This window comes from Acinetobacter sp. YH16032 (assembly GCF_013417345.1).
Classification (GTDB): Bacteria; Pseudomonadota; Gammaproteobacteria; order Pseudomonadales; family Moraxellaceae; genus Acinetobacter.
The window spans coordinates 70,742-93,117 of sequence record NZ_VPEE01000012.1 but is presented as its reverse complement, the minus strand read 5'-3'; the positions used below and the strand labels follow the sequence as shown (position 1 = coordinate 93,117).

At 40.5% G+C, this 22,376-nt stretch carries 22 protein-coding genes; 15 read left to right on the top strand and 7 right to left on the bottom strand.

What is annotated here, in order from left to right; translation table 11 throughout:
• Positions 1–26 precede the first annotated feature (26 nt).
• The 3 genes from FTV32_RS08500 to FTV32_RS08490 form a co-directional block, all read right to left on the bottom strand.
• A complete protein-coding gene (locus FTV32_RS08500; RefSeq protein ID WP_180028401.1) occupies positions 27–794 on the bottom strand; it encodes a transporter in 768 nt (255 codons plus the stop codon).
• A 12-nt stretch (positions 795–806) separates the two neighbouring features.
• Entirely contained in the window at positions 807–1,349 is a 543-nt protein-coding gene (locus FTV32_RS08495; protein ID WP_035264700.1) for an ankyrin repeat domain-containing protein, read from the bottom strand.
• Positions 1,350–1,475: 126 nt separating this feature from the next.
• A complete protein-coding gene (locus FTV32_RS08490; protein WP_035264715.1) occupies positions 1,476–1,835 on the bottom strand; it encodes an HPF/RaiA family ribosome-associated protein in 360 nt (119 codons plus the stop codon).
• Positions 1,836–2,076: 241 nt separating this feature from the next.
• Here FTV32_RS08490 and puuE point away from each other — a divergent pair, with 241 nt between their 5' ends.
• From puuE to FTV32_RS08460, 6 genes are all read left to right on the top strand, one after another.
• Entirely contained in the window at positions 2,077–3,039 is a 963-nt protein-coding gene (gene puuE / locus FTV32_RS08485; protein WP_035264719.1) for an allantoinase PuuE, read from the top strand.
• 133 nt (positions 3,040–3,172) lie between these two features.
• Positions 3,173–3,676: a 2-oxo-4-hydroxy-4-carboxy-5-ureidoimidazoline decarboxylase gene (gene uraD, locus FTV32_RS08480; RefSeq protein ID WP_180028400.1), complete on the top strand. Its 504-nt coding sequence runs from the start codon at positions 3,173–3,175 to the stop codon at positions 3,674–3,676.
• A complete protein-coding gene (gene uraH / locus FTV32_RS08475; RefSeq protein WP_035264724.1) occupies positions 3,673–3,999 on the top strand; it encodes a hydroxyisourate hydrolase in 327 nt (108 codons plus the stop codon). Before uraD ends, uraH begins: the two co-directional genes overlap by 4 nt.
• Positions 4,000–4,033: 34 nt before the next feature.
• The gene (locus tag FTV32_RS08470; protein WP_180028399.1) at positions 4,034–5,392 is read left to right on the top strand and encodes a nucleobase:cation symporter-2 family protein; all 1,359 of its coding nucleotides are present in this window, start codon (positions 4,034–4,036) and stop codon (positions 5,390–5,392) included.
• Positions 5,393–5,514: 122 nt separating this feature from the next.
• The gene (locus FTV32_RS08465; protein WP_092766621.1) at positions 5,515–6,264 is read left to right on the top strand and encodes an outer membrane protein OmpK; all 750 of its coding nucleotides are present in this window, start codon (positions 5,515–5,517) and stop codon (positions 6,262–6,264) included.
• 95 nt (positions 6,265–6,359) lie between these two features.
• On the top strand, positions 6,360–6,866 hold the full coding sequence (locus tag FTV32_RS08460; RefSeq protein ID WP_179999697.1) for a GNAT family N-acetyltransferase: 507 nt from the start codon (positions 6,360–6,362) through the stop codon (positions 6,864–6,866).
• Between the two features lie 31 nt (positions 6,867–6,897).
• Here the strand turns inward: FTV32_RS08460 and hpxO are convergent, their stop codons facing one another.
• Positions 6,898–8,055, bottom strand: a complete 1,158-nt coding sequence (gene hpxO, locus FTV32_RS08455) for an FAD-dependent urate hydroxylase HpxO (protein WP_180028398.1) — start codon at positions 8,053–8,055, stop codon at positions 6,898–6,900.
• A 213-nt stretch (positions 8,056–8,268) separates the two neighbouring features.
• On the opposite strand from hpxO, the gene alc reads away from it, so the two are divergent.
• Both alc and FTV32_RS08445 read left to right on the top strand, forming a co-directional pair.
• On the top strand, positions 8,269–9,276 hold the full coding sequence (gene alc, locus FTV32_RS08450; RefSeq protein WP_180028397.1) for an allantoicase: 1,008 nt from the start codon (positions 8,269–8,271) through the stop codon (positions 9,274–9,276).
• A gap of 92 nt (positions 9,277–9,368) precedes the next feature.
• The gene (locus tag FTV32_RS08445) at positions 9,369–9,866 is read left to right on the top strand and encodes an ureidoglycolate lyase (protein ID WP_180028396.1); all 498 of its coding nucleotides are present in this window, start codon (positions 9,369–9,371) and stop codon (positions 9,864–9,866) included.
• 68 nt (positions 9,867–9,934) lie between these two features.
• On the opposite strand, the gene FTV32_RS08440 is transcribed toward FTV32_RS08445, so the two are convergent.
• The 3 genes from FTV32_RS08440 to FTV32_RS08430 form a co-directional block, all read right to left on the bottom strand.
• Positions 9,935–10,336, bottom strand: a complete 402-nt coding sequence (locus FTV32_RS08440) for a nuclear transport factor 2 family protein (protein ID WP_218945362.1) — start codon at positions 10,334–10,336, stop codon at positions 9,935–9,937.
• Between the two features lie 108 nt (positions 10,337–10,444).
• On the bottom strand, positions 10,445–11,365 hold the full coding sequence (locus FTV32_RS08435; protein ID WP_180028395.1) for a response regulator transcription factor: 921 nt from the start codon (positions 11,363–11,365) through the stop codon (positions 10,445–10,447).
• A 3-nt stretch (positions 11,366–11,368) separates the two neighbouring features.
• A complete protein-coding gene (locus tag FTV32_RS08430) occupies positions 11,369–14,845 on the bottom strand; it encodes an ATP-binding protein (RefSeq protein ID WP_180028403.1) in 3,477 nt (1,158 codons plus the stop codon).
• Positions 14,846–15,047: 202 nt separating this feature from the next.
• On the opposite strand from FTV32_RS08430, the gene urtA reads away from it, so the two are divergent.
• From urtA to FTV32_RS08395, 7 genes are all read left to right on the top strand, one after another.
• Positions 15,048–16,286, top strand: coding sequence for an urea ABC transporter substrate-binding protein (gene urtA / locus FTV32_RS08425; RefSeq protein ID WP_180028394.1), 1,239 nt, complete (start codon positions 15,048–15,050; stop codon positions 16,284–16,286).
• Between the two features lie 79 nt (positions 16,287–16,365).
• Complete coding sequence (urtB, locus tag FTV32_RS08420) at positions 16,366–17,286, top strand: urea ABC transporter permease subunit UrtB (RefSeq protein WP_092766536.1); 921 nt, start codon at positions 16,366–16,368, stop codon at positions 17,284–17,286.
• A gap of 19 nt (positions 17,287–17,305) precedes the next feature.
• Positions 17,306–18,472 (top strand): urea ABC transporter permease subunit UrtC, encoded by a 1,167-nt coding sequence (gene urtC, locus FTV32_RS08415; protein WP_180028393.1) that lies wholly within the window; start codon positions 17,306–17,308, stop codon positions 18,470–18,472.
• Positions 18,469–19,227 carry an urea ABC transporter ATP-binding protein UrtD gene (gene urtD / locus FTV32_RS08410; protein ID WP_092766538.1) on the top strand — a complete coding sequence of 253 codons (759 nt, stop codon included), beginning with the start codon at positions 18,469–18,471 and terminating at the stop codon, positions 19,225–19,227. The genes urtC and urtD overlap by 4 nt, the downstream gene beginning before the upstream one ends.
• A gap of 9 nt (positions 19,228–19,236) precedes the next feature.
• Positions 19,237–19,935, top strand: a complete 699-nt coding sequence (gene urtE, locus FTV32_RS08405) for an urea ABC transporter ATP-binding subunit UrtE (protein WP_035264750.1) — start codon at positions 19,237–19,239, stop codon at positions 19,933–19,935.
• A 213-nt stretch (positions 19,936–20,148) separates the two neighbouring features.
• A complete protein-coding gene (locus tag FTV32_RS08400; protein ID WP_035264753.1) occupies positions 20,149–21,192 on the top strand; it encodes an aliphatic amidase in 1,044 nt (347 codons plus the stop codon).
• Positions 21,193–21,230: 38 nt separating this feature from the next.
• Positions 21,231–22,346 (top strand): AAA family ATPase, encoded by a 1,116-nt coding sequence (locus tag FTV32_RS08395; RefSeq protein ID WP_051586508.1) that lies wholly within the window; start codon positions 21,231–21,233, stop codon positions 22,344–22,346.
• Positions 22,347–22,376: the final 30 nt, after the last annotated feature.

Sequence of the window (22,376 nt, the reverse complement as noted above, 5' to 3'; positions counted from 1 at the left end):
GCGTAAGCTACTCCTTTTTTATTCATTTAGAATAAGTATGAGACACCAAATCCACCATGATAACTTCGATCGGATCCACTTAGGTCTAGACCGATGCTTGCATCTAACTGCGCACGATCATTCAAGGCATAGATTAAACCAGATGCCAGTCCATACTCTCGCTCTTGGCTTTCTTTCTTGGTAAATACTGCTTCAGAATAGCCCGATAAATTACCCACGATTTTATAGCCAATTGTCGGGACAGCAGTCACAGACCAATCACTATTTTGAGCTGAATAGAACATTCCTATTCCTGTCGTTACAGTATCGTTATATTGATACTCAACAGATGAGCCCAAGGTATAAATATCATCAACATAAGTAAAACGATCATTTCCTGTTGCGATTTTAGCTTGCGCCAAAATAGCCATTTTCAGTTGATCATCTTGTAAGTCAACGTGATGCTTAATCCCAACAGAAACATCACCTAAACCATCATGGTCATCAGTTCGATTTTGGATTCGGGTCCGCTCCCACGCTGGGCCATCCCAACCCAATTGAAGCTCAGTATTCTTACTCAATCCCGTACGCAACAGGACATCAGCATTGAGTCGCAATGATTTATTTTTAAAACCATTTTCAGTACTTTCAACATACTGTGCAGTTGGAAGTCCCTGCTCCCATGCCAATTGACCTACGGGCGTAATGCCTGTGCTGAAACTCGTACCAGGTCGATCGAAGGCAAAATCTGCAGCCATCGCACTTACACTCGCAGTTGAGCAAAGTATCAAGCTCAGTTGTTTTAATTTTGTCATGGGGCACCCAAATTAATTTAATTCTTTCGTCATTTTTGCGCCACGGCTACGTAATAACTCGAGTGTCTCACGTTCTTCCGGTAAAGCCTGTGACCAATCAATGGTATCAAAATCGCAGTCGAAAAATAAATCACTAATTGAACTCAGAATGGTATTCCCCTCTTCATCTTTGGTATTAGGATCAACTTGATGATCAAGTAAGCGTTGAACTGCAGGCACACATGCAGCACTCGCAGCATCCCAAAGTGGGCCGTAACATTCCTCTGCATCCCATAAATGGAAATTAGCTTTCGCTGCAATCAGTGCATCTAGAATATCAAGATGTACTTGTAATTTCTGTTGTTTTTCTTCTGTTGAAAGCGCATTTCCTTGCTCATACGCTTCACAAATTTCTTCCCACCATTGAAATAAAGTGTCTGACCACACAGAAACCGCAGGGCCTTTCTCTCCTGCGATAAAGTTTGGATCTAAACCTTCTGCTAACAGGCGCTGTACCTGTGCTAGGTCTAATTCTTCTAAGGCCTGTAAAAACACTTGTTGATGTGCTGTTAGCATTTACTTTCTCTACTATTTATCTATAACGACATTATGCCTAATAATGCAGATCATTATTCAATTAAATAAATCAAAACTGTTCATTCAAAATTTTATTCAAAAAAAAAAGCCCCGAAGGGCTTTTTGCTATTCCACATCCACTTCATCTTCTTTCAGTTGGATGGGCGCTCCACGAGGGTTCTCTTTTTTCTCGAATACATGTTCAAGACTACGCTTTAATCGGTCAATCGCACCATGAATCGCTGTGTCGATATTATGACCTCTGTGATTGACCACAACTGGTTTTAGTCCAGCTGGGCGAGCTTCGATCATACATTGAATATCGTCTGCACCGCCTTTATGGGCATTTTCATCACTTAAATGAACCGAAAAATGGGTAATTCTTTCACTATGGCGTTGAAACTCTGTATTTAGTTCTGCACGTACATAATCAATTAATCGCTCACTGTTTTGAATATTCTTATCTGTACGGATTTCTATGTTCATAAATATCATCCTCACTCTTCTTCTGAATCATTTTTGTGCAAAACTTTTTATCTTGGCACGTTTGTAGCTTGCAATCTAATTGCATCGAACATCTTCAATTACTGTTTGGAATACGTCCCTCCACATTGAATGATGAACACTTTTTGAGTCTGCAGAACCGTGTCCTTATACTTTGAATATCGGGCCTAACTCAAAAATATGCAAGTGGTATTTTAAAAAATTAATAAAAGGATTACTCATTGTGACAAGTACTTACTTACGCGGACAGGCGCTTATTGATTCGATTCAAAATGCACCTTATTCCAGAGACTTAAGAGGTTATGGGGCGAATCCACCTCATCCTCATTGGCCTAATCAAGCGCGTATCGCAGTGCAATTTGTCTTAAATTATGAAGAAGGTGGTGAAAACCACATTGAGCACGGTGATCAAGGTTCAGAGCAATTTTTATCTGAAATCGTTGGTGCTGCCAGTTTTAATGCTAAGCATATGTCAATGGATTCTATGTATGAGTATGGGTCAAGAGTCGGTTTTTGGCGTATTCATAATGAGTTCAAGAAACGTCAATTACCCATGACTATTTTTGGTGTGGGAATGGCTTTGGCACGTCATCCAGATGTGGTCGAAGCAATTAAATCTGCGGATTACGATGTGGTATCTCATGGTCAACGTTGGTTGCATTATCAGAATATGGATATTGAGACCGAAAGGCAGCATATGGATCAAGCCATTTGTGTACTTGAAACGCTATTCGGACAAGCCCCAATCGGTTGGTACACAGGTCGAGATAGTCCCAACACACGTCAACTTTTAACTGAATTTCCTCAAATCAAATACGACTGCGATTATTACGGCGATGATTTACCTTTTTGGACACAGCTCACCCATCCCAATGGCGAGCAGCATCCGCATTTAATTATTCCTTATACCCTGGACACCAACGACATGAAGTTTAGTTCAGCAGGTGGCTTCAATCATGGTGAACAGTTTTATCAATATCTAAAGGATGCCTTTGATGTCTTGTATGCCGAAGGGGAAACTGCACCAAAAATGATGTCTATTGGGATGCACTGCCGTCTTTTAGGACGCCCAGGACGCTTCAAGGCACTACAACAGTTCTTAGACTATGTTCAATCTCATGAACATGTTTGGATTTGTCGTCGTGGAGATATTGCGCAACATTGGATCGATCATTTCGCACCATAATTTCACATTCACGAGAAAAAGAGTGCTTTATAAGGTGCTCTTTTGATCTTTTTTCAGTCACTTTTTCCACCAAATCTACGTTGGCATTGTTATTGCAATTTAAGCCTAAAGTTTCAATGTATAGGTTTGAATTGTGTTGCTTTCAGAATTTAATCAAACATCTGTTGAACATCAGAAAGCATTTTTATTGCAATGTGTTCATATCCCACGATGGGGCGAGGAAATCATTCATTACGGTCCTTTTGACACACGAGAAGGACTATTAAAGTATGCTGAACAACATGCCATTACATGGACATGGGATGAAATTTTAGCAGCCCTAAATACACACCCAAGGATTGGCGAAAGAAAAGCAAAACTTGAATTATCAGAACAAGAACAAACTTTTTCAAGGCGTGAACAAGCACGCATCACACATGATCAAGAAATTCTAGATGCGTTATATAAAGGCAACTTGGCCTATGAAAAAAAATTCGGTTTTATTTTTCTGATTAAAGCTTCTGGTTTGAATAGTGAAGAGATTCTGACAGCATTGGAATACCGCTTGCTAAACGATTTTGAGACTGAAAAAAGAATCGTCCATCGCCAACTTTTAGAAATTGCTTTACTGCGCCTCTCACAGGAAATTCAAGCATGATCAGCTCACATATTTTAGATACCCACCTTGGACGTCCTGCAAGTAATGTTGAAGTTAAGCTTTTTTCTGCATCTGGAGAGTTATTAGCGATAGCCAAAACCAATTCTGATGGACGTGTGACAGCAGCAGATTTTGGACTCGATCAAATTGATGTCGCTGAATACAGCATCGAATTTATGACACAAGCTTATTTCTCAGCGCAGAACATCCCAACTTTTTTTCCTAAAGCCGTCATTCATTTTTCAGTAAACGATGCTCACCAACATTACCACATTCCCTTGCTCATTAGCCCTTATGCCTACTCCACCTATCGTGGCAGCTGAGCACTCGCAAATTTAAAATATAGAGGGATTTATTATGACTGCACACGAACAACAACAATCACCCGAACATGAATATCTTGGTGCTGGTAAAAGTGCTGCTTATGGCTTACAACATGTTTTAACCATGTATGGTGGCATTATAGCGCCTCCTCTGATCGTGGGTACGGCTGCAGGCTTATCAGGTATGGAAATTGGGCTACTCATCGCTGCTGCTTTATTTGTCGGTGGCTTAGCGACAATTTTACAAACCATAGGCGTTAAACATATTGGCGCACAATTGCCCTTGGTTCAGGGTGTCTCTTTTGCTGGTGTAGCCACAATGGTCGCAATTGTCACCACAGGTGGCGGATTACAGGCAGTCTATGGTGCCGTCATTGTGGCATCCCTTTTAGGTTTTTTCTTAGCGCCCTACTTCTCTAAAATTATTCGATTTTTTCCCCCAGTTGTTACAGGCTGTGTAATTACAATCATAGGCTTATCACTCCTGCCAGTTGCTGTGCGTTGGATGATGGGCGGCAATAAAAGTGCACCTGATTGGGGAAGTGCTGAAAATATTTGTTTAGCGTTAGCGACGCTTGCAATTGTCATAATATTGAATATGGCTGGCAGTGCCACAATTCGACGCCTTTCAATTTTACTGGCAATTATTCTTGGCACTGTCTTAGCATTTATGTTTGGCTTTGGTAATTTTAGCAAAGTTGGGGAAGGTCATTGGTTACAGGTTCCTAGCTTCTTTGCATTTGGTATGCCGACCTTTGAGTTTACAGCAATACTTTCCATGATCATTGTTACCCTCGTGATTATGACTGAGACTACAGCTGATATTATTGCAGTCGGTGAAATTATCGGTACCGATGTAGATTCAAAACGTATTTCAGATGGTCTACGCGCAGATATGTTATCAAGTGCAGCAGCACCGATCTTTGGTTCATTTATGCAAAGTGCGTTTGCGCAAAACGTTGGTTTAGTTGCAATAACAGGGATTAAAAGTCGCTATGTTGTCGCTGCTGGCGGGATAATTCTGGTCGTACTTGGATTACTCCCAGTGATGGGGCGTTTTATTGCAGCGATTCCTGTGCCTGTACTTGGGGGTGCTGGCCTTGTTTTATTTGGTACAGTAGCCGCGAGTGGTATCCGTACACTGGCAAAAATTGATTATAACGATCAGAAAAACTTAATTATTGTCGCGACTTCCATTGCTGCAGGAATGGTACCCATTATTGACCATTCGTTCTATTCCGACTTCCCAAAATGGGTCCAAACCTTGTTCCATTCGGGTATTAGCTCAACCTGCTTAATGGCGATAATCCTCAATATATTATTTAATCACTTAAAATTATTTGGACCGAAAATTAGTATTAAAAGTAAACAAATAATTGATTCTCATCATTAATTTAAACCATCTTTGTATCAATGCCTGCATACGTGGGCATTAATTTTTCCTTTCATCCACTTTTGGCTTTATTTTTGCAAAAGAATCGTTATTCTGTTACCGCTTTCTCTGGGGATTCTTTTATGAAACTTAATCAAATCGCAGCACTTTGCGCATTAGCTTCTACAGCAGCGTTTACTCAAGCAAGTCCAATTGTTTGGCAAGATTTCAGCCTAACTGGTCTTTATGGCGATAACTACCTAAACCCTTTCTCTCAACAAGAAGGTGAACGCTATACCATCACTGCTGAATATGCTGCAAAGCTTAAGTACTCGGATGTTTTCTTTTTCGTCGATCAACAATGGGGCGGAAAGGATGGTGATTCAACTTATCTTGAATTAGCTCCACGATTAAGTTTAAGTGAAGTTTCTGGCCAAAAACTAAGCGTTGGTCCAATCAAAGATGTATTGATTGCAACGACTTGGGAACACAACGCTGGTTATAACAACAATACTGAGTTCAATAACTTCTTGTATGGCGTAGGCTTTGCTTTAGATATTCCTTACACGCAATATGCAAATATTAACTTCTATCGAGTTGACAATGACTTGACTGAAGATGACTACCAAATGACGATCACTTACGCTGTTCCATTCAAGCTAGGCAATGAAGAATTCTTGGCAGATGCATTCCTTGATTGGTCTACAAATGAAGGTCCTGGTCATGCGAGTGAATTGAACTGGACAAGCCAATATAAATGGAATGTTGGTAAACATATCTCTCCAAAAACCAAATTGTATGTAGGTGTTGAACACTCTGTCTGGAACAATAAATTCGGTCAAAAAGGTCAAGACCAAAACGATGTAAGTGCATTGGTTAAATATCATTTCTAATTGATATTTATAATAAAAAAGCAAGACTAGTGTCTTGCTTTTTTTATGCTCAATAATCAAAATAAAGTTATAAATACTGACGATTAGAATAAAAAATGTCTTTTAAAATTCGTTTCGCAACTGAACAGGATTTAACTCAAATCCAAGATATTTACAACGATGAAATTCTGAATGGTTTTGCAACATGGAATGAGCAAGATCAAGACATTTATTATTATCAGAATTGGTATCGTCAGCATCTAATAGATCATTTCCCTATTTTTGTGGTTGAAAACGAACTCACCCAACAAATTGCAGGTTATGCTGAATATAGTACATTTAGAGCGATCAGTGGTTTTAGACAAACTGTCGAACACTCTGTGTATATTCATCCCAATTTTACACGTTTGGGTTTAGGTAAAGCTTTACTCCAACATTTAATTCAACACGCAAGCCAACATAAAATTCATGTCATGATCGCTGCTATAGATCATGAAAATTTTGCATCCATCAAATTACATGAATACTTTGGCTTTAAACAAACAGGCTATTTACCAGAAGTCGGACAAAAATTTGGATCTTGGCGCAATCTCGTCTTATTCCAACTGAATCTAAATACTTAAAAAGGGCATTTAGCCCTTTTAGTTAAAATCTTTAATCCAAAGGATTTCCAACAATATTACTGATTATACCTTTCATAATATGAGGTCCTTGTTCTTTTCTTAAGTCCTCATACCATTCACGAGTAATCGATTCGTCTTTCATATGCGTCACATCACAACGTTTACGCGCTCTCAATACCATTTCAGCAGTGCGTTCATTACGTTTGTTTTGATAACGTCTTAACGCATCCTGAATTCCCAATGTATTAATCTGTAATGCCCGAGCCAAATAAATGGCATCTTCCATCGCTTGGCAACCGCCCTGCCCAATATCAGGTGTTGTACTATGTGCTGCATCGCCAACAATCACAACTCGCCCTTTATAGAAATCTGCAAATGGTTCTATATCATGGATTTCAACACGATTGGTTCGCTGTTCATCAATAGAATCAATCAAAGTTTGTACTGGCGGACACCAACCGTCAAAATATTGTTTCAATAATTTTTTATATTGAGTACGATCATTTTCCAAACCTAATTCAAGTGGTACATCAAAGAAGAAATAAAAACGATTACCTGCGACTGGCATTAAAGAAGCTCGCTTCCCTTCTCCCACAAAGGTGGTCCACTGATCAGCAGGTGCCAGCGACTCAGAAATTTCGACCAACCCATTCCAATTCACATAACCGGCATAACGACGCTCAACTTGCTCACCTAAAACATAGGCACGCGTGATCGAATGAGTGCCATCCGCGCCGACCAATAAATCCGTGGTGATTTCTGTTCCGTCAGCAAAATGGATTTTGACGTCATCACCTTGATCCTCAAGTCCGATCATTTTTTTTGCAAGATGAATATCTTCACGCCCAAACTCATCCATCAACATATTTTGTAATTCAGCGCGAGAAACTGGATAAGGTCGCTGCCCAACTTCTTCAATCAACGGATATAAATTAAATTGCGTCATGACATCACCCGTGAGCCCATCGACATAAGCAAGGTGATCCATTTTCCCACCAAGTTGAGCGACTTGATCCGTGAGTCCTAGATAGTTCAAACATTTCACACCATTTGACCACAATGAAATCGCAGCACCCACGGGTAAAATTTTTTCAGTTTGTTCATATATTGAAACTTGATGACCAAATTTCTTCAGCGCAATTCCGGTCGTTAATCCTGCCATTCCGGCACCAATAATGGTGATATTCATTTTTACTTCCACAATTTTTTTTTGCTTTAACCCACTGCTTAAAGCGAAAAACGTGCCATTTCCACCAATAGAGCGCTACATAAGTGCAAGGTTGGCACATGCTGTGCATTCTTTTTAAAGCCCTTAAGCAGATGCGACATAACAACGCATTACGATTCAAAGAATGCATTCTTTTGATAAGAATCAAGTTTTAAAGCAATAATGGAAGATGACATGGCAACACTATTGGCACCGGAATTTGAAATCCCTACTCCTTTACAGCAACTTACTAACCTTGCAGATGCCCGAATTGGTGCAAAAGTCACAACATGTTCTGATGATTTTTTTGCTGAAGCTCAACGTATGCTTCAGTTTGATGCGCCTATCTTTGTAGAAGGTAAATTTGATGATCATGGCAAGTGGATGGATGGATGGGAAACCCGTCGTAAACGTCACAGTGGTTATGATTGGGCGATTGTTCAGTTAGGTGTTGCAGGTAAAATTAAAGCACTCGATATTGATACCACTTTTTTTAGTGGTAATTATCCCGCTTCTGCTTCAGTAGAAGGGTGTTATGCACCAAATGAAAACTTAGATGATGCTGAATGGCACCAAATTTTACCAAATAGTATATTGGGACCAAGTCAGCACCATGTCTTTGAAGTTTCAATGAATCAGATCTTTACCCATCTTCGTTTAAATATTTTTCCAGATGGGGGTATCGCACGATTCCGCGTATATGGTGAAGTCAGCGTTCGAATCCAGGATCAAAGCCAAACCCTCGACCTGCTTGCACTTGAAAATGGTGGACGTGTTATTGCCTATAGTGATGCACACTTCGGACATCCACGTAATCTGATCAATCCAGGACGTGGGATTAATATGGGTGATGGTTGGGAAACCGCACGCCGTCGTGCACCCGGTTTCGACTGGTGTATTTTAGCTTTAGGGCAAGCTGGTCACATTGAAAAGATCGAGATTGATACAGCCCACTTTAAAGGAAATTATCCTGCTGAAGTGTCCATTCAAGCCATTTATATAGAAGATGCAACGGATCCTCAATTGATTCCACAAAGTATGTTTTGGCCTTTCTTATTAGATGCTCAACCAATGCAAATGGATCACATTCATAACTTTGTAAATGAAGTATTGGGACACGAAAAAATTTCTCATATTCGGGTGAATATGATTCCTGATGGAGGGATTAGCCGTATACGCCTCTGGGGTAAAGTAAATCCTTAGTTGAGCATTTGTTACTTTTAAAGTGATCTTATTTTGACTGCATTTTCGACACAATTCTAAATTGAAAATGCAGTATCTTTTTAGCGAATTTTATGATGCATACCATTACCCTACAACCTTTAACCTCCGAAAATTTTGCACCTTTTGGTGACGTCATTGCTTGCCAAGGAAATGATTATTTTCATATTAACGATGCGCATACAGAGCGCTATCATGCTTTAGTGACCACTGAAATTATTGGCGATGCCAAAGCCGGGATTAGTATTTTTCGAAATATTCAAAGTACCAATATTCCGTTCAAAATTTCGATGCTTGAACGTCATCCTCATGGATCACAAGCTTTTATCCCGATGCAGGGACAAAAGTTTTTAGTAGTGGTTGCACCAAACTTAAATGCGGATCAGCCCGATATTTCAAACCTACAAGCTTTTATAACCAATGGCTCTCAAGGTGTAAACTATCGGGCAGGGACTTGGCATCATCCACTTTTAACATTGGAAAGCCCGAGTGATTTTGCGGTGGTGGATCGGATTGGCAGTGGATCTAATTGTGACGTGTTTAAGTTTGATCAAATTGAAATATCACATTGAATCTGGTGCTTATGCATCTCAGTTATGCAGATCATGAGACCATCTAATTTTATGTCCATCTTTGACTATTATTTTACAACCAGGTAATCATTGTCATTCACCGATGTCGCATATTCTTCCATTCTTGAAATTAGTCCATTTTCAATGGTGTACTCTTGTACCCATTTTTGCTCAAATTCACCATCTTGACCATCAATCGTAAATTTTTCGCGTCCAAAAACCACCACTTTGTTACCTTCTTTGACCATACGTAAAATATCAAAGTATGCGACATGCATGGTTGTGAAATTGGTATTGAAGAACTGTTCTACACCCGTTTTTCCTTCAAATCGAATTGAAGGCAGTTTTTGTGAGCCATGGTGAATCCATACCGTATCCTCAGTTACTGTTGCAACAGCAGCCTGTAAATCTTGAGACCTAAATGCCTCAAACATTTGGTCTATGATTTGAAGTGAATTGATCATACTCATTTTATTTACTCTTTTTATCTTAGGATAAAAAGAGGTTAATGAAGGGAGAGTGAAAGATCACTATCAGCTGGTATAGCGATTTAAAGATTTTGCTAGAAACGATGAGTTCTATACGACTGCTTGATTTTGACAAGCTGACATCACATGTAACACCGCAGCAGTTCTCGTTTCCACAAACAGCTTCTCAAAAACGTGCTCTAAATGTTTATTGACGGTGCGTGGACTCAACTCCAAAATTTCTGCAATATCTCGGTTGGTTTTGCCAAGCGTTACCCAATGCATAACTTCAGCTTCACGTGGTGTTAAATTCGGACAAGCTTGAGCGATCTCTTCAACACTTGGCATGTGTGTTTGCTCTTTGATCTGAACCAAAACATGTTTAGGTAATTGTCCTTCTTTCAGCTTGGTCAATAAATTTAATTGTAATTGCTGATGCCCATGACCATATTGACCATGTAACATTTCTTCTTGATACGATTGCTGGAAAAGTGCTTTTAACCAATGATTTATACTCTTTCTAAAATGAGTAATATCAATTCCATGTTGCGTTAATAAACCTTGCACTACAGGTGTCTGCCAAATAATTTCCCCATCCATATTCATCGACAAAATTGCACTGCCTGTTGCATCGAGCATTTGTTTCTGTTGGTGCATTAAACGGGCTTGCAGTAAATGCGTTTTGACACGTGCTTGTACTTCATCGATATTCAGTGGCTTTGTCACATAATCTACGCCCCCGACTTGAAAGCCTTTTACAATATGTTCGGTTTCCGTCAAACCCGTCATAAATATGACAGGGATGTGCTCAGTCATTGGACTCGCTTTAAGCTGGATACAGGTTTCAAAACCATCAATCTCAGGCATACTCCCATCCAATAAAATCATATCTGGCTGTGAACGGTGCGCAATTTCAATAGCAGTAAAACCATTGGTGGCAACTAAGACCTGATAGCCTGCTTGATCAAGACTCTCATGTAATAAACTTAGATTTTCAGGAATATCATCCACAATTAAAATGCTTTCTAACATAGCTTAACTCCCTTCCAAATCAGATCTGATATCAGATAGGTGCTCGTGTAATCGTTGTAATGCACGTTGGGTATCGAAGCGTTGAATATCAAATTCTATGTGTTGCCATATAGAAGGATCACAGACATTGCGTTTCTTGCAAATTTCGAGCATCTCTTTGGCTCCACGGATATAACCAATACTCAAATAATCTTCTAGTTTGATTAGCGCTTGTTCTGGTGCTACATCATCCTCATCAATCACGCTGACAGATAAAGCGTTACTATCATAGTGTAAGGGTTCAACCTGTTTTTGAGGTTCTTCTGCGACTTGAGTTGGCTCATTCTGATGAACCCAGTTCAAGCCTAATTTATCTCCAATTTTGTTCATTAGCAGATTTAAGTCCACTGGTTTGACCAGAAAGTCTTCATTCAATACATCGGTTTCAGGGTTCTGCATTCGTTCATTGGCATCTGCGGAAATAATGATGATGGGAACATTGGTCATTTTATTATTTCTCAATAATTTCGCAGTTTCCCACCCTCCCATCAAAGGCATACTCAAATCCATTAAAATTAAATCTGGTCGAAATTCAGGGACTTTTCTCAGACATTGCAATCCCGATTCTGCTTCTTCAAGAATAAAGCCGAGAGGTTTAAGGAAATTTAAAACTAGTCCACGATCAGTTGCTTCATTGTCTACGACCAATATTTTACGGCGATGTCCCGTATAGCCAAATACCGTATTCGATGCGACATCAGCAATCGGATGAATGACCGACTTTGAAGGTAAATATAGTTTTATTTTAAAAATAGAACCGTTTTTTAACGTACTGCTTACCTTTAACTCCCCACCGAGAATATCCACCAATAGTTTAACAATTGGTAAACCCAAACCTGTTCCAGCAAAGCTACCTTGTACGACATTTTGTCCGCGCTCAAAAGGCTGGAATATTCGCTCTAGATCTGCTTCAGCAATTCCGCATCCCGTATCATGAATTTCAAAATATGCCGTCTGAAAGCGATAATTCACTCGAAATTTCACCTCTCCTTCGAGGGTAAATTTCAAAGCATTTCCCATTAAATTGATAAGGATCTGTTCAAGTCTTTTTTTATCTATACGTACGTATTGTGGTATTTTTTCACTAATTTCGACCGTAAATTTCAGTTGTTTTTGTTGGAATTGTGGCTCAAACATATTCACGATTTGTTGGAGAAACTTCGGAAATTCAATATTCGACATTTCTAAAGAAATTTTACCTGTTTCAATCCTTGCAAGATCAAGTAAACCATCAATCAAGGACGTTAAATGCTGCCCACTACGACGAATCACGCCCAGCGCAGCTTTTCCTTGTTCAGAGAGTTGTTCTTGTTTATTGAGTAACTGGCTATATCCTAAAATACTATTTAGAGGTGTTCTCAGTTCATGACTAATTCCAACAACATAACGACTTTTGGCCTCATTGGCTTTTTCAGCTTGAGTTCGTGCATCTTGTAATTGCCGATCTGTAATTTTATGCGCTTCAATTTCGTCCATGAGCAGTTGTGTTTGCATATTACTTTCAAGCTGAGCTTGTCGGCGACTTTCATCATTGAGCACCAACCACCATGCTGCAACACATAACAGTAAAAATAATACGGCATAAATTTTCACAAATAGCATCAGCAACTCATGCTGTTGAGTTGATCCAAATACTGTGCCGAATTTACTCAGTTCTTGTAAATAAACCAGACTTAAACTGACTGCCAATACCACACTCAGAACAAAGATCATCAAAATATAAAGACTCAATCTAGTATTGATGTATCTCAACCATTGGCGCGGTAGAAACCAAACTGCAAAATGCTTAAGTTGTGCAGACCACCGTGCATGAGGCTTACATAAATCATGGCAACGAGCTTCTAAGGTACAGCATAAAGAACAAATCATATTGTTATAAGCAGGACAAATCGCCATGTCAGCCATTTCATACTCATGCTCACAAACCACACATCGTTGTGTCTCTATTGGTTTTAATGATTTATCTTCATGACGTGCGATGTAGTATTTGCCACGAGTAAAATAAGCAAGCATTGGGACACAGACGATAGCTGAACCTAAAGCAATAAATCCTGCTAAGGATTTTGCGATATCACCAAATAATCCCCAGTAGCATAAAATCGACAACAAGGATGCAATACATAAACTGCCAACACCGACTGGATTAATGTCATAGAGATAGGCACGCCTAAACTCAATTCCTTTCGGGCTCAGCCCCAATGGCTTACAAATGATGAGATCAGCAACGATGGCTCCCACCCATGCCAAGGCCACATTACTATAAAGCCCCAATACACGCTCCACCGCATGGATGACACCTAGCTCCATCAACAATAGCGCAATAAAAATATTGAACACTAACCAAACCACACGTCCGGGATGACTGTGTGTTAAGCGTGCAAAGAAATTAGACCATGCCAATGAGCCAGCATAAGCGTTGGTTACGTTGATCTTTAACTGTGCGATACACACAAACATGACTGTAAGAAATAATGCAGCACCAGGATGCTCAATCACTTGTTGGTAGGCGATCCAATATAGATAATTCGGATTGCTTAACTCATGATTCGGTACCATAAATTTAAGGGCGAGTACCATTAAAATCATGCCCATAAAAATTTTAATGAATCCCACCAATATCCATGCAGGACCGCCTAAAAATACCGCCCAATTCCATTTCTTTTGAGCATTTTTTTTGTCTGGCAAAAATCTTAAATAATCAGCTTGTTCACCAATCTGCGTAATCAGCGCAAACAAAACAGTGCAAGATGCGCCAAAAAAAGCCAAATTGAATCCTGCACTTTGACTTTGCGCGCCTTCTATTAGGGCAACTTCAGAGAGCAGAGTCGGATGCTTCACCAAAACAAAGCACCATGGTAGTAATAATAAAAAAATCCATAATGGTTGGGTAAACGCTTGTACTTTATTAATAAATCCTATGCCTTTGATCACTAGGGGCAGAATAATAAGCGCAGAAATTAAATAACCTAGACTCAGCGGCACACCTAAACCAAGCTCAAGCGCCAAAGCCATGATAGCGGCTTCAAAAGCAAAGAAGATGAAAGTAAAACTGGCGTAAATGACTGAAGTTATAGATGAGCCGATATAGCCAAAGCCTGCGCCCCGTGTAAGTAGGTCAATATCAACATTGTATTTGGCCGCGTAATATCCAATAGGCCAACTGGTCAAAAAGATAATGATTGAAACGACCACTAAGGCCCAGAATGCATTGCTAAAGCCGTATTGCCATAACATGGTTGCACCAAGCGCTTCCATCGCTAGAAAACTGACTGCTGCAAGCGCTGTATTGGTCACCGTCCAAAGGGACCACCGTCTTACTGACCTCGGTGCGTAGCGTAGTGCATAGTCTTCAATACTCTCATCAACCACCCAAGTATTGTATTTACGGCGTGTATGAATCACCCGTTGCGGTGCTTGAGGAGTATTGCTAGATGAAACCATAAAGCTAGGCAATTTAAATAGACCCTTACAGTTAGCAAAATCTATGCCCAGCTTAACTTTCATCAAAAAACATTTTGAGGAACATCGATATACGTAAAGTGACGTATATGCTCATTTTTTAACACCCCTTAGGCTTAAGTCCATAGCAAGCGCAAACAATAAATCGCGCAATGGCCTTATCAACTTCATCAGGGGAACACCAATGACCTTAAAATGTAAAGTTAAAACATCTGGCTTACTCGCAGGACTACTCGCTGTTCCTTTTTTACTGGCACCTGTCTTGACCACTGCGAGTGCTCCAGCGACAGCAAAAGTAAATACAACCAAACTTAACGTAAATGATAAATTCGTCTATGTCGGTCAGCTTCATTCAGCGACGGGAACGATGGCAATCTCTGAAACAGGGGCCATCCAAGCAGAACGCTTAGCCATTGAGCAGATCAACAAACAAGGTGGTGTATTAGGTCGTCAGATTAAAATTGTTCAAGAAGATGGTGCATCTGACTGGCCAACTTTCGCTGAGAAAGCCCGAAAATTAACTGAAAAGGATCGTGTTGCAGCAATTTTTGGTTGCTGGACTTCAGCTTCTCGTAAAGCCGTATTACCTATTATTGAACGAAATAATTCGCTTCTGTATTACCCAACATTCTATGAAGGTCTAGAACAATCTAAAAATGTGATTTATACCGGTCAAGAAGCTACACAACAGGTGCTTGAGTCTCTGAATTGGCTTGCACGTGAGAAAAAAGCCAAAACATTCTATTTAATCGGTTCTGACTATATTTGGCCACGTACCACCATGAAAATTGCCCGTACACACATTGAAAAAGTGTTGAAAGGTAAAGTCGTCGGTGAAGAATACTACCCGCTTGGCCATACGCAATTTGGTTCTTTAATTAACAAAACCAAACTTCGTAAACCAGATGCAATTGTCGCTGCCGTGGTAGGTGGATCAAACGTTTCATTCTACAAGCAAATGAAAGCTGCAGGCGTGACTGGCGATAAGCAAACACTGCTCACCTTCTCTGTGACAGAAGATGAATTACTGGGTATTGGTGGCGAAAATATGAAGGGCTTCTACTCTTCAATGAAATATTTCCAAAGTCTAAATAATCCAAGTAACGCAGCTTTCGTAAAAGCATTTAAAGCGAAATACGGTCCTAAAGCAGTAATTGGTGATGTGACTCAAGCCGCTTATCTTGGTCCGTGGTTATGGAAAGCCGCAGTTGAAAAAGCTGGTAGTTTTGATGTTGCCAAAGTTACCAAAGCCTCTCCAGGCATCGAAATGAAAAATGCGCCTGAAGGTTACGTGAAAATTGATGCCAATCATCATTTATGGAGCAAATCACGTATTGCACAAGTGCAAACCAATGGTCAATTCAAAGTGGTCTACGAATCAAAAGGTTTAATCAAGCCTAATCCATTCCCTAAAGGCTACTAATCGACAGCACATGATCAGGAGAGACCTCTCCTGATCTTTTCATTTCAAACCTATTATTTAAAGCTTGGAGGATGAGGCGATGGATTTATCTTTAGCTGACTTCGGTGCAATATTTGCGATGCAAGGCTTTAATGGTCTTTCTGTTTTCTGTGTGCTGTTGTTAATGGCACTGGGCCTTGCAATTATTTTTGGGCAAATGGGTGTCATCAATATGGCACATGGTGAATTCCTCACAATAGGCGCGTATACCACATTTGTCATTTCAACCCTGACTGAAAGCTATTTTCCTCAATTGCTTCCCTATTATTTTATTGTAGCGATTGTGGCAGCTTTTCTGACAGCAGGCATTATCGGCTATATGGTCGAACGGCTCATGATTAGTCGGCTTTATCAGCGGCCACTCGATACTTTGCTTGCAACTTGGGGCTTGAGCTTAATCATGCAACAAGTGTTTCGCTCTACATTTGGTCCCAAAGAAGTGAGTCCAACACTACCTGATTGGCTTATGGGCTCTTATCAACCGACAGAGACGATTGATATTCCTATTAATGGCTTATTCCTTGTCGGTGTCACACTCACCGTGACCGCTTTCGTATATTTCCTCATCTATCGTTCTCGCTGGGGCTTACAGCTTCGTGCGACAAACCAAAACCGTTTCATGAGTGGTGCCGTTGGTATTAATACAAAGCGTGTGGACAGTCTAACATTCGCATTAGGTTGTGGTTTGGCCGGTATTGCTGGTGCGGCATTTACAACAATTGGCTCAACTGGTCCAACTGCAGGCTCTCTCTATATCGTAGACACGTTCTTGGTTGTGGTGTTTGGTGGAGCTGCAAGTCTATTAGGCACTATCGCTTCGGCTTTCAGTATTGCACAAGCCCAGTCAGTCCTAGAATTCTTCCTTTCAGGCTCTGTTGCCAAAGTCATTACCTTAGCGACGGTCATCATCATTTTGATGTTACGTCCTCAAGGTTTGTTCTCAATCAAAGTTCGTAAATAGGTATTCAGGAGAGATTGATATGAGTAATCCAATGAATGCCTTGTTAGGCGGTAAAGAAGGTACGATTGGACTGGCTATATTGGCAGTACTGATCCTATTTGTAATGCCCATGTTTTTAGATGTTTTCCGTCTCAATTTAATGGGTAAATATCTTACGTTTGCTTTTGTCGCGATTGGTTTAGTGCTGTGCTGGGGTTACGGCGGCATTTTAAGTTTAGGTCAGGGTATTTTCTTTGGGATCGGTGGCTACTGTATGGCCATGTTCCTCAAACTTGAAGCTTCTGACATGCAATCCACAGCAGCTCAAACCACACCCGGTATTCCTGATTTTATGGACTGGAACCAAATTACCAGCCTACCAATGTTCTGGGAACCATTCCATAGTTTCACATTTACCCTATTCGCGATTGTAATTATTCCAATTTTATTGGCTTTTATTATTGGTTTTGCAATGTTTACTCGTCGTGTAGGAGACGTGTATTTCTCTATCATCATGCAAGCGATTGTGGCGATTTTGACAATTTTGATTATTGGTCAACAAGGCTTTACTGGTGGTATCAACGGTATTACTGATCTCAAAACATTACATGGCTGGGACATCCGTACGGATGAAGCAAAGTACGTTTTGTATTACATCAATGCATTGTTACTCATCGCAGTCATCATGATCAGTCGCTTTGTTCTCAGCTCAAAGTTAGGTCGCTTACTTTCTGCAATGCGTGAAAAAGAAGAACGTGTACGTTTTTCTGGCTATGACGTTTCAATGTACAAAGTCTTTATCTTCTGCTTTGCGGCAGTCGTTTCTTCCGTCGGTGGGGCAATGTTTACGCTGCAAGTCGGCTTCATGTCACCTACGATTATTGGCATCGTCCCATCTATTGAAATGGTGATCTTGGCTGCAGTAGGCGGACGTTTATCACTGATTGGAGCTGTATATGGTGCAGTTTTAGTTAACCTTGGTAAAACTTACTTCTCTGAAGCATTCCCTGAAGTATGGTTGTACTTCCTTGGTGCATTGTTCATAGGCGTTGTGATGTTCTTACCGAATGGTTTAGCTGGCCTATATGAAAAATATGTTCGCCGACTTATCTTCAAAGATAAAAAAACAACGGCTTCGCCTATCCCCCATCAACCCACGGAGTCCAAAAAAGATAGCAATATTGAAGTAGAAGGAGGTGTGAAATGAGTAAAGTCGGCGTAGAAATGGCAAAACCTGTACTTGTAATTGAAGATCTCACAGTCTCGTTTGACGGCTTTAAAGCCGTCAGCGATCTCAACTTCTATCTCGATAAAAACGAAGTTCACGTGGTGATCGGCCCTAATGGTGCAGGTAAAACAACAGTGTTAGATTTGATTTGCGGTAAAACTAAAGCAACTTCTGGCACGATCAAATTTAATGATATTGAACTGACTAAGCTTAAAGAGTTCGAAATCGTTCGTAAAGGTGTCGGTCGTAAATTTCAAAATCCCAATATTTACGAAAACCTTTCAGTCTATGACAACCTCGAAATGTCTTTCCCACGTGGTCGTAATGTGTTTGGGGCTTTGTTCTTTAAGCGAACCAAAGATGTCGAAGAGCGTATCCAAGAAGTCGCTTCAAAAATTTTCCTCACTGATTTATTACACACCTCCGCAGGCCTATTGTCTCATGGACAAAAACAATGGCTTGAAATAGGGATGTTGCTTATGCAAGACCCCGAGTTGTTAATGCTGGATGAACCTGTGGCAGGCATGAGTGTTTCTGAGCGCGAACAGACAGCACAACTGCTTCGTGAAATCAGTAAAGGACGCTCAGTCCTCGTGATTGAGCACGATATGGAGTTTGTAAAAACCATTGCAGATAAAGTGACAGTATTGCACCAAGGGAAAATCCTCGCAGCAGGAAAAATGGATGATGTACAAAGTGATCCAAAAGTCATTGAAGTCTATCTCGGACACTAAGGAGGCCTTATGAGCGGATTATTAGAAATTAGTTCTTTGTGTTCAGGTTATAAACAAAGCCAAGTCATTCATGATCTAGAACTTAAAATTCAACCCAAAGAAATTGTGGCGATTATGGGGCGAAATGGGATGGGAAAAACCACACTGTTTAAAACCCTTATCGGTGATATTAAAAATACTCAAGGCGAAATCAAGCTCGATGGTAAAAACTTAGAAAAGCTTGACCCGTATCAACGTGTGGAAAATGGTGTTGCTTATGTTCCTCAAGGTCGTATGATTTTCTCAACCATGTCTGTTCTAGAGAATATTCAAACAGGTCTCCCTGCGTCTGCCCATGGCAAAGTACCTGACGATCTGTATGAGCTTTTCCCTGTACTTTGGGATATGCGTAAACGCAAAGGGGGAAATTTATCTGGTGGACAACAGCAACAATTGGCAATTGCACGTGCACTCGCCACCAATCCCAAAGTATTGCTGCTCGATGAACCTACCGAGGGAATCCAGCCCTCGATTATTAAAGATATTGCGAAAACGCTAAAAGAAATTCGCGATCAACGAGACCTCACTATCGTGGTCTCCGAGCAAGTACTGAGCTTTACTATGGCGATGGCAGATCGCTTCTTGGTCATCGATAAAGGCCGTTTTGCTTATGAAGATGTCAGAGCGAATGTCGATGAAGCGACCATTAGCAAATATCTTTCAGTTTAAAGCACGTCATCTCATCAATTCTTAATTTGGCATCTCCCTCGATTTTTCGGGGGATTTTTTTTGACCATTTGTTGGAGTGGTATTGTTATTTCGATCTAAAGACTCATTCAAAATATCGCTTCATATACGCAATTCACCGTATTTTGCATCGATCAATTTCACGAGAAACTCCTTACATAGATTTTAATTTTAAAGATATGGGGAGTAAGTTGAATGCGTCACGGTGATATCTCAAGTAGTCCAAATACAGTAGGTGTAGCAGTAGTGAACTATAAAATTCCACGCTTGCACACCAAAGCAGAAGTACTTGAGAATGCAAAAAAAATTGCTGAAATGTTGAAAGGAATTAAACAAGGTATTCCAGGTATGGATCTCATTGTTTTTCCTGAATACAGCACCATGGGCATTATGTATGATCATGATGAAATGATGGCAACGGCAGCCACAATCCCAGGTGATGAAACGGCAATTTTCTCTCAAGCTTGTATTGAAGCAAATGTTTGGGGCGTATTCTCAATTACTGGGGAACAGCACGAAGAACACCCGCATAAAGTGCCATATAACACCTTAGTGCTCATCAATAACAAAGGTGAAATCGTTCAAAAATATCGCAAGATTATTCCATGGTGCCCAATTGAAGGCTGGTGCCCTGGAGATACGACTTATGTGACAGAAGGCCCTAAGGGCATCAAGATGTCACTCATTATCTGTGACGACGGCAATTACCCTGAAATTTGGCGCGACTGTGCGATGAAAGGTGCTGAACTTGTGGTGCGATGCCAAGGTTATATGTACCCGGCTGATGAACAGCAAATCAATATGGCCAAATGTATGGCTTGGGCAAATAACGTTTATGTCGCTGTTGCCAATTGTACTGGATTTGATGGGGTGTATACCTACTTTGGACATTCGGCAGTGGTCGGCTTTGACGGACGTACATTAGGTGAATGTGGTACGGAAGAAAATGGTATCCAATACGCACAGTTATCACTCACAGAAATACGTGATGCACGTAAATACGATCAATCACAAAACCACTTGTTCAAGCTGCTACACCGTGGTTACACAGGCGTATACAACAATGGTGATGGTGATAAAGGGGTTGCCGATTGTCCATTCGACTTCTACAAAACATGGGTCTTAGACGCACAAAAAGCACAGGAAAATGTTGAGCAGTTTACGCGTTCAACCATTGGCGTTGCAGAGTGCCCAATTGGCAACTTACCTCACGAAGGGTTAGAGAAAGAAGCTTCTTAAAGAAGCTTCGTCCGACTTGATTTCAGGAGGTTTCGAACATGACATTTGCCAGTGACCGTATACATGCCAATCAGGAAAGTTTGGCAAAACAACGCTATGACATGCAAAGCAAGGAATGTATAGCACGTACTTCCCGATTCAGTTTTGAACCAGATGCCGTGATGACCCATCTACGTGAACATATTATTGGACAAGAAGCCGCACTTGATGAAATTGAAAATATGCTCACCACAGTGAAAGCAGATTTTAACGCAGCTCATCGTCCTTTAAGTGTCACACTGATGTTAGGTCCTACCGGTGTAGGAAAAACGGAAACAGTCCGCCTCATTGCTGAAGCGATACACGGTAAAGCTGATGCATTCTGCCGAATTGATATGAATACATTGGCACAAGAGCATTATGCAGCCGCCCTGACAGGTGCCCCACCAGGCTATGTCGGCTCTAAAGAAGGAAATACTTTATTCGATGAAGCCCTGATTCAAGGGAGTTTCTCCAAACCTGGCATTGTTCTCTTTGATGAAATTGAAAAAGCCAGTACTGAAGTCATTCGAGGGCTACTCAATGTGCTTGAAACAGGAACTTTAAAATTAACTGCGGGTACAAAGGTTTTAGACTTTAAAAACTGCATGATTTTTATGACCAGTAATGTAGGTGCCAAAGATGCTCAAAAGCGTCTGAAACAACTCAGTCAATTACCAAAACCACTCCAGAATTTAGCCAAGCATTTGAAATTAGATGACAGTGAAATCACGACAAAAGCACTCGATAAAAAGTTTGATCCTGAGTTTCTAAATCGAATTGAGCGAATCTTACATTATCAGCCAGTTGAATCTGATTTTGCTGCAACCTTAGTCCAACTCGAAATTGACAAAATGAACCAACGTCTAAAAAAGCAAAGTCGAACCATTGCTTTGACCGATGCTGCCATTCGATTCCTGAGTTCAGGACATGATGTTCGATTTGGTGCTCGGGGTTTAAGCCGTCGTTTTAAAGTGTTAGTTGAACCTGCACTCGCGAAAGCTTTTCTAAACAACAAGCACATTAGTGAATTCATCATCGATTACGACAATACGAAGCTTCAAATTCAGATGATTGAGCCAGCAGTGAAACAACTTGATCCGTTACTGATACACGAAGCATCACAACAACACTGAGACCTAAACTTTATTTGACCTCAATACAGG

Coding starts and splice junctions, on each gene's coding strand:
- FTV32_RS08490 (WP_035264715.1), bottom strand. CDS start 1,835: ATGAACATAGAAATCCGTACAGATAAGAATATTCAAAACAGTGAGCGA.
- urtA (WP_180028394.1), top strand. CDS start 15,048: ATGACCTTAAAATGTAAAGTTAAAACATCTGGCTTACTCGCAGGACTA.
- urtC (WP_180028393.1), top strand. CDS start 17,306: ATGAGTAATCCAATGAATGCCTTGTTAGGCGGTAAAGAAGGTACGATT.
- urtB (WP_092766536.1), top strand. CDS start 16,366: ATGGATTTATCTTTAGCTGACTTCGGTGCAATATTTGCGATGCAAGGC.
- FTV32_RS08495 (WP_035264700.1), bottom strand. CDS start 1,349: ATGCTAACAGCACATCAACAAGTGTTTTTACAGGCCTTAGAAGAATTA.
- FTV32_RS08400 (WP_035264753.1), top strand. CDS start 20,149: ATGCGTCACGGTGATATCTCAAGTAGTCCAAATACAGTAGGTGTAGCA.
- urtD (WP_092766538.1), top strand. CDS start 18,469: ATGAGTAAAGTCGGCGTAGAAATGGCAAAACCTGTACTTGTAATTGAA.
- FTV32_RS08435 (WP_180028395.1), bottom strand. CDS start 11,365: ATGTTAGAAAGCATTTTAATTGTGGATGATATTCCTGAAAATCTAAGT.
- FTV32_RS08500 (WP_180028401.1), bottom strand. CDS start 794: ATGACAAAATTAAAACAACTGAGCTTGATACTTTGCTCAACTGCGAGT.
- FTV32_RS08395 (WP_051586508.1), top strand. CDS start 21,231: ATGACATTTGCCAGTGACCGTATACATGCCAATCAGGAAAGTTTGGCA.
- urtE (WP_035264750.1), top strand. CDS start 19,237: ATGAGCGGATTATTAGAAATTAGTTCTTTGTGTTCAGGTTATAAACAA.
- uraH (WP_035264724.1), top strand. CDS start 3,673: ATGATCAGCTCACATATTTTAGATACCCACCTTGGACGTCCTGCAAGT.
- FTV32_RS08470 (WP_180028399.1), top strand. CDS start 4,034: ATGACTGCACACGAACAACAACAATCACCCGAACATGAATATCTTGGT.
- alc (WP_180028397.1), top strand. CDS start 8,269: ATGGCAACACTATTGGCACCGGAATTTGAAATCCCTACTCCTTTACAG.
- FTV32_RS08440 (WP_218945362.1), bottom strand. CDS start 10,336: ATGAGTATGATCAATTCACTTCAAATCATAGACCAAATGTTTGAGGCA.
- hpxO (WP_180028398.1), bottom strand. CDS start 8,055: ATGAATATCACCATTATTGGTGCCGGAATGGCAGGATTAACGACCGGA.
- FTV32_RS08430 (WP_180028403.1), bottom strand. CDS start 14,845: ATGGTTTCATCTAGCAATACTCCTCAAGCACCGCAACGGGTGATTCAT.
- FTV32_RS08460 (WP_179999697.1), top strand. CDS start 6,360: ATGTCTTTTAAAATTCGTTTCGCAACTGAACAGGATTTAACTCAAATC.
- FTV32_RS08445 (WP_180028396.1), top strand. CDS start 9,369: ATGATGCATACCATTACCCTACAACCTTTAACCTCCGAAAATTTTGCA.
- FTV32_RS08465 (WP_092766621.1), top strand. CDS start 5,515: ATGAAACTTAATCAAATCGCAGCACTTTGCGCATTAGCTTCTACAGCA.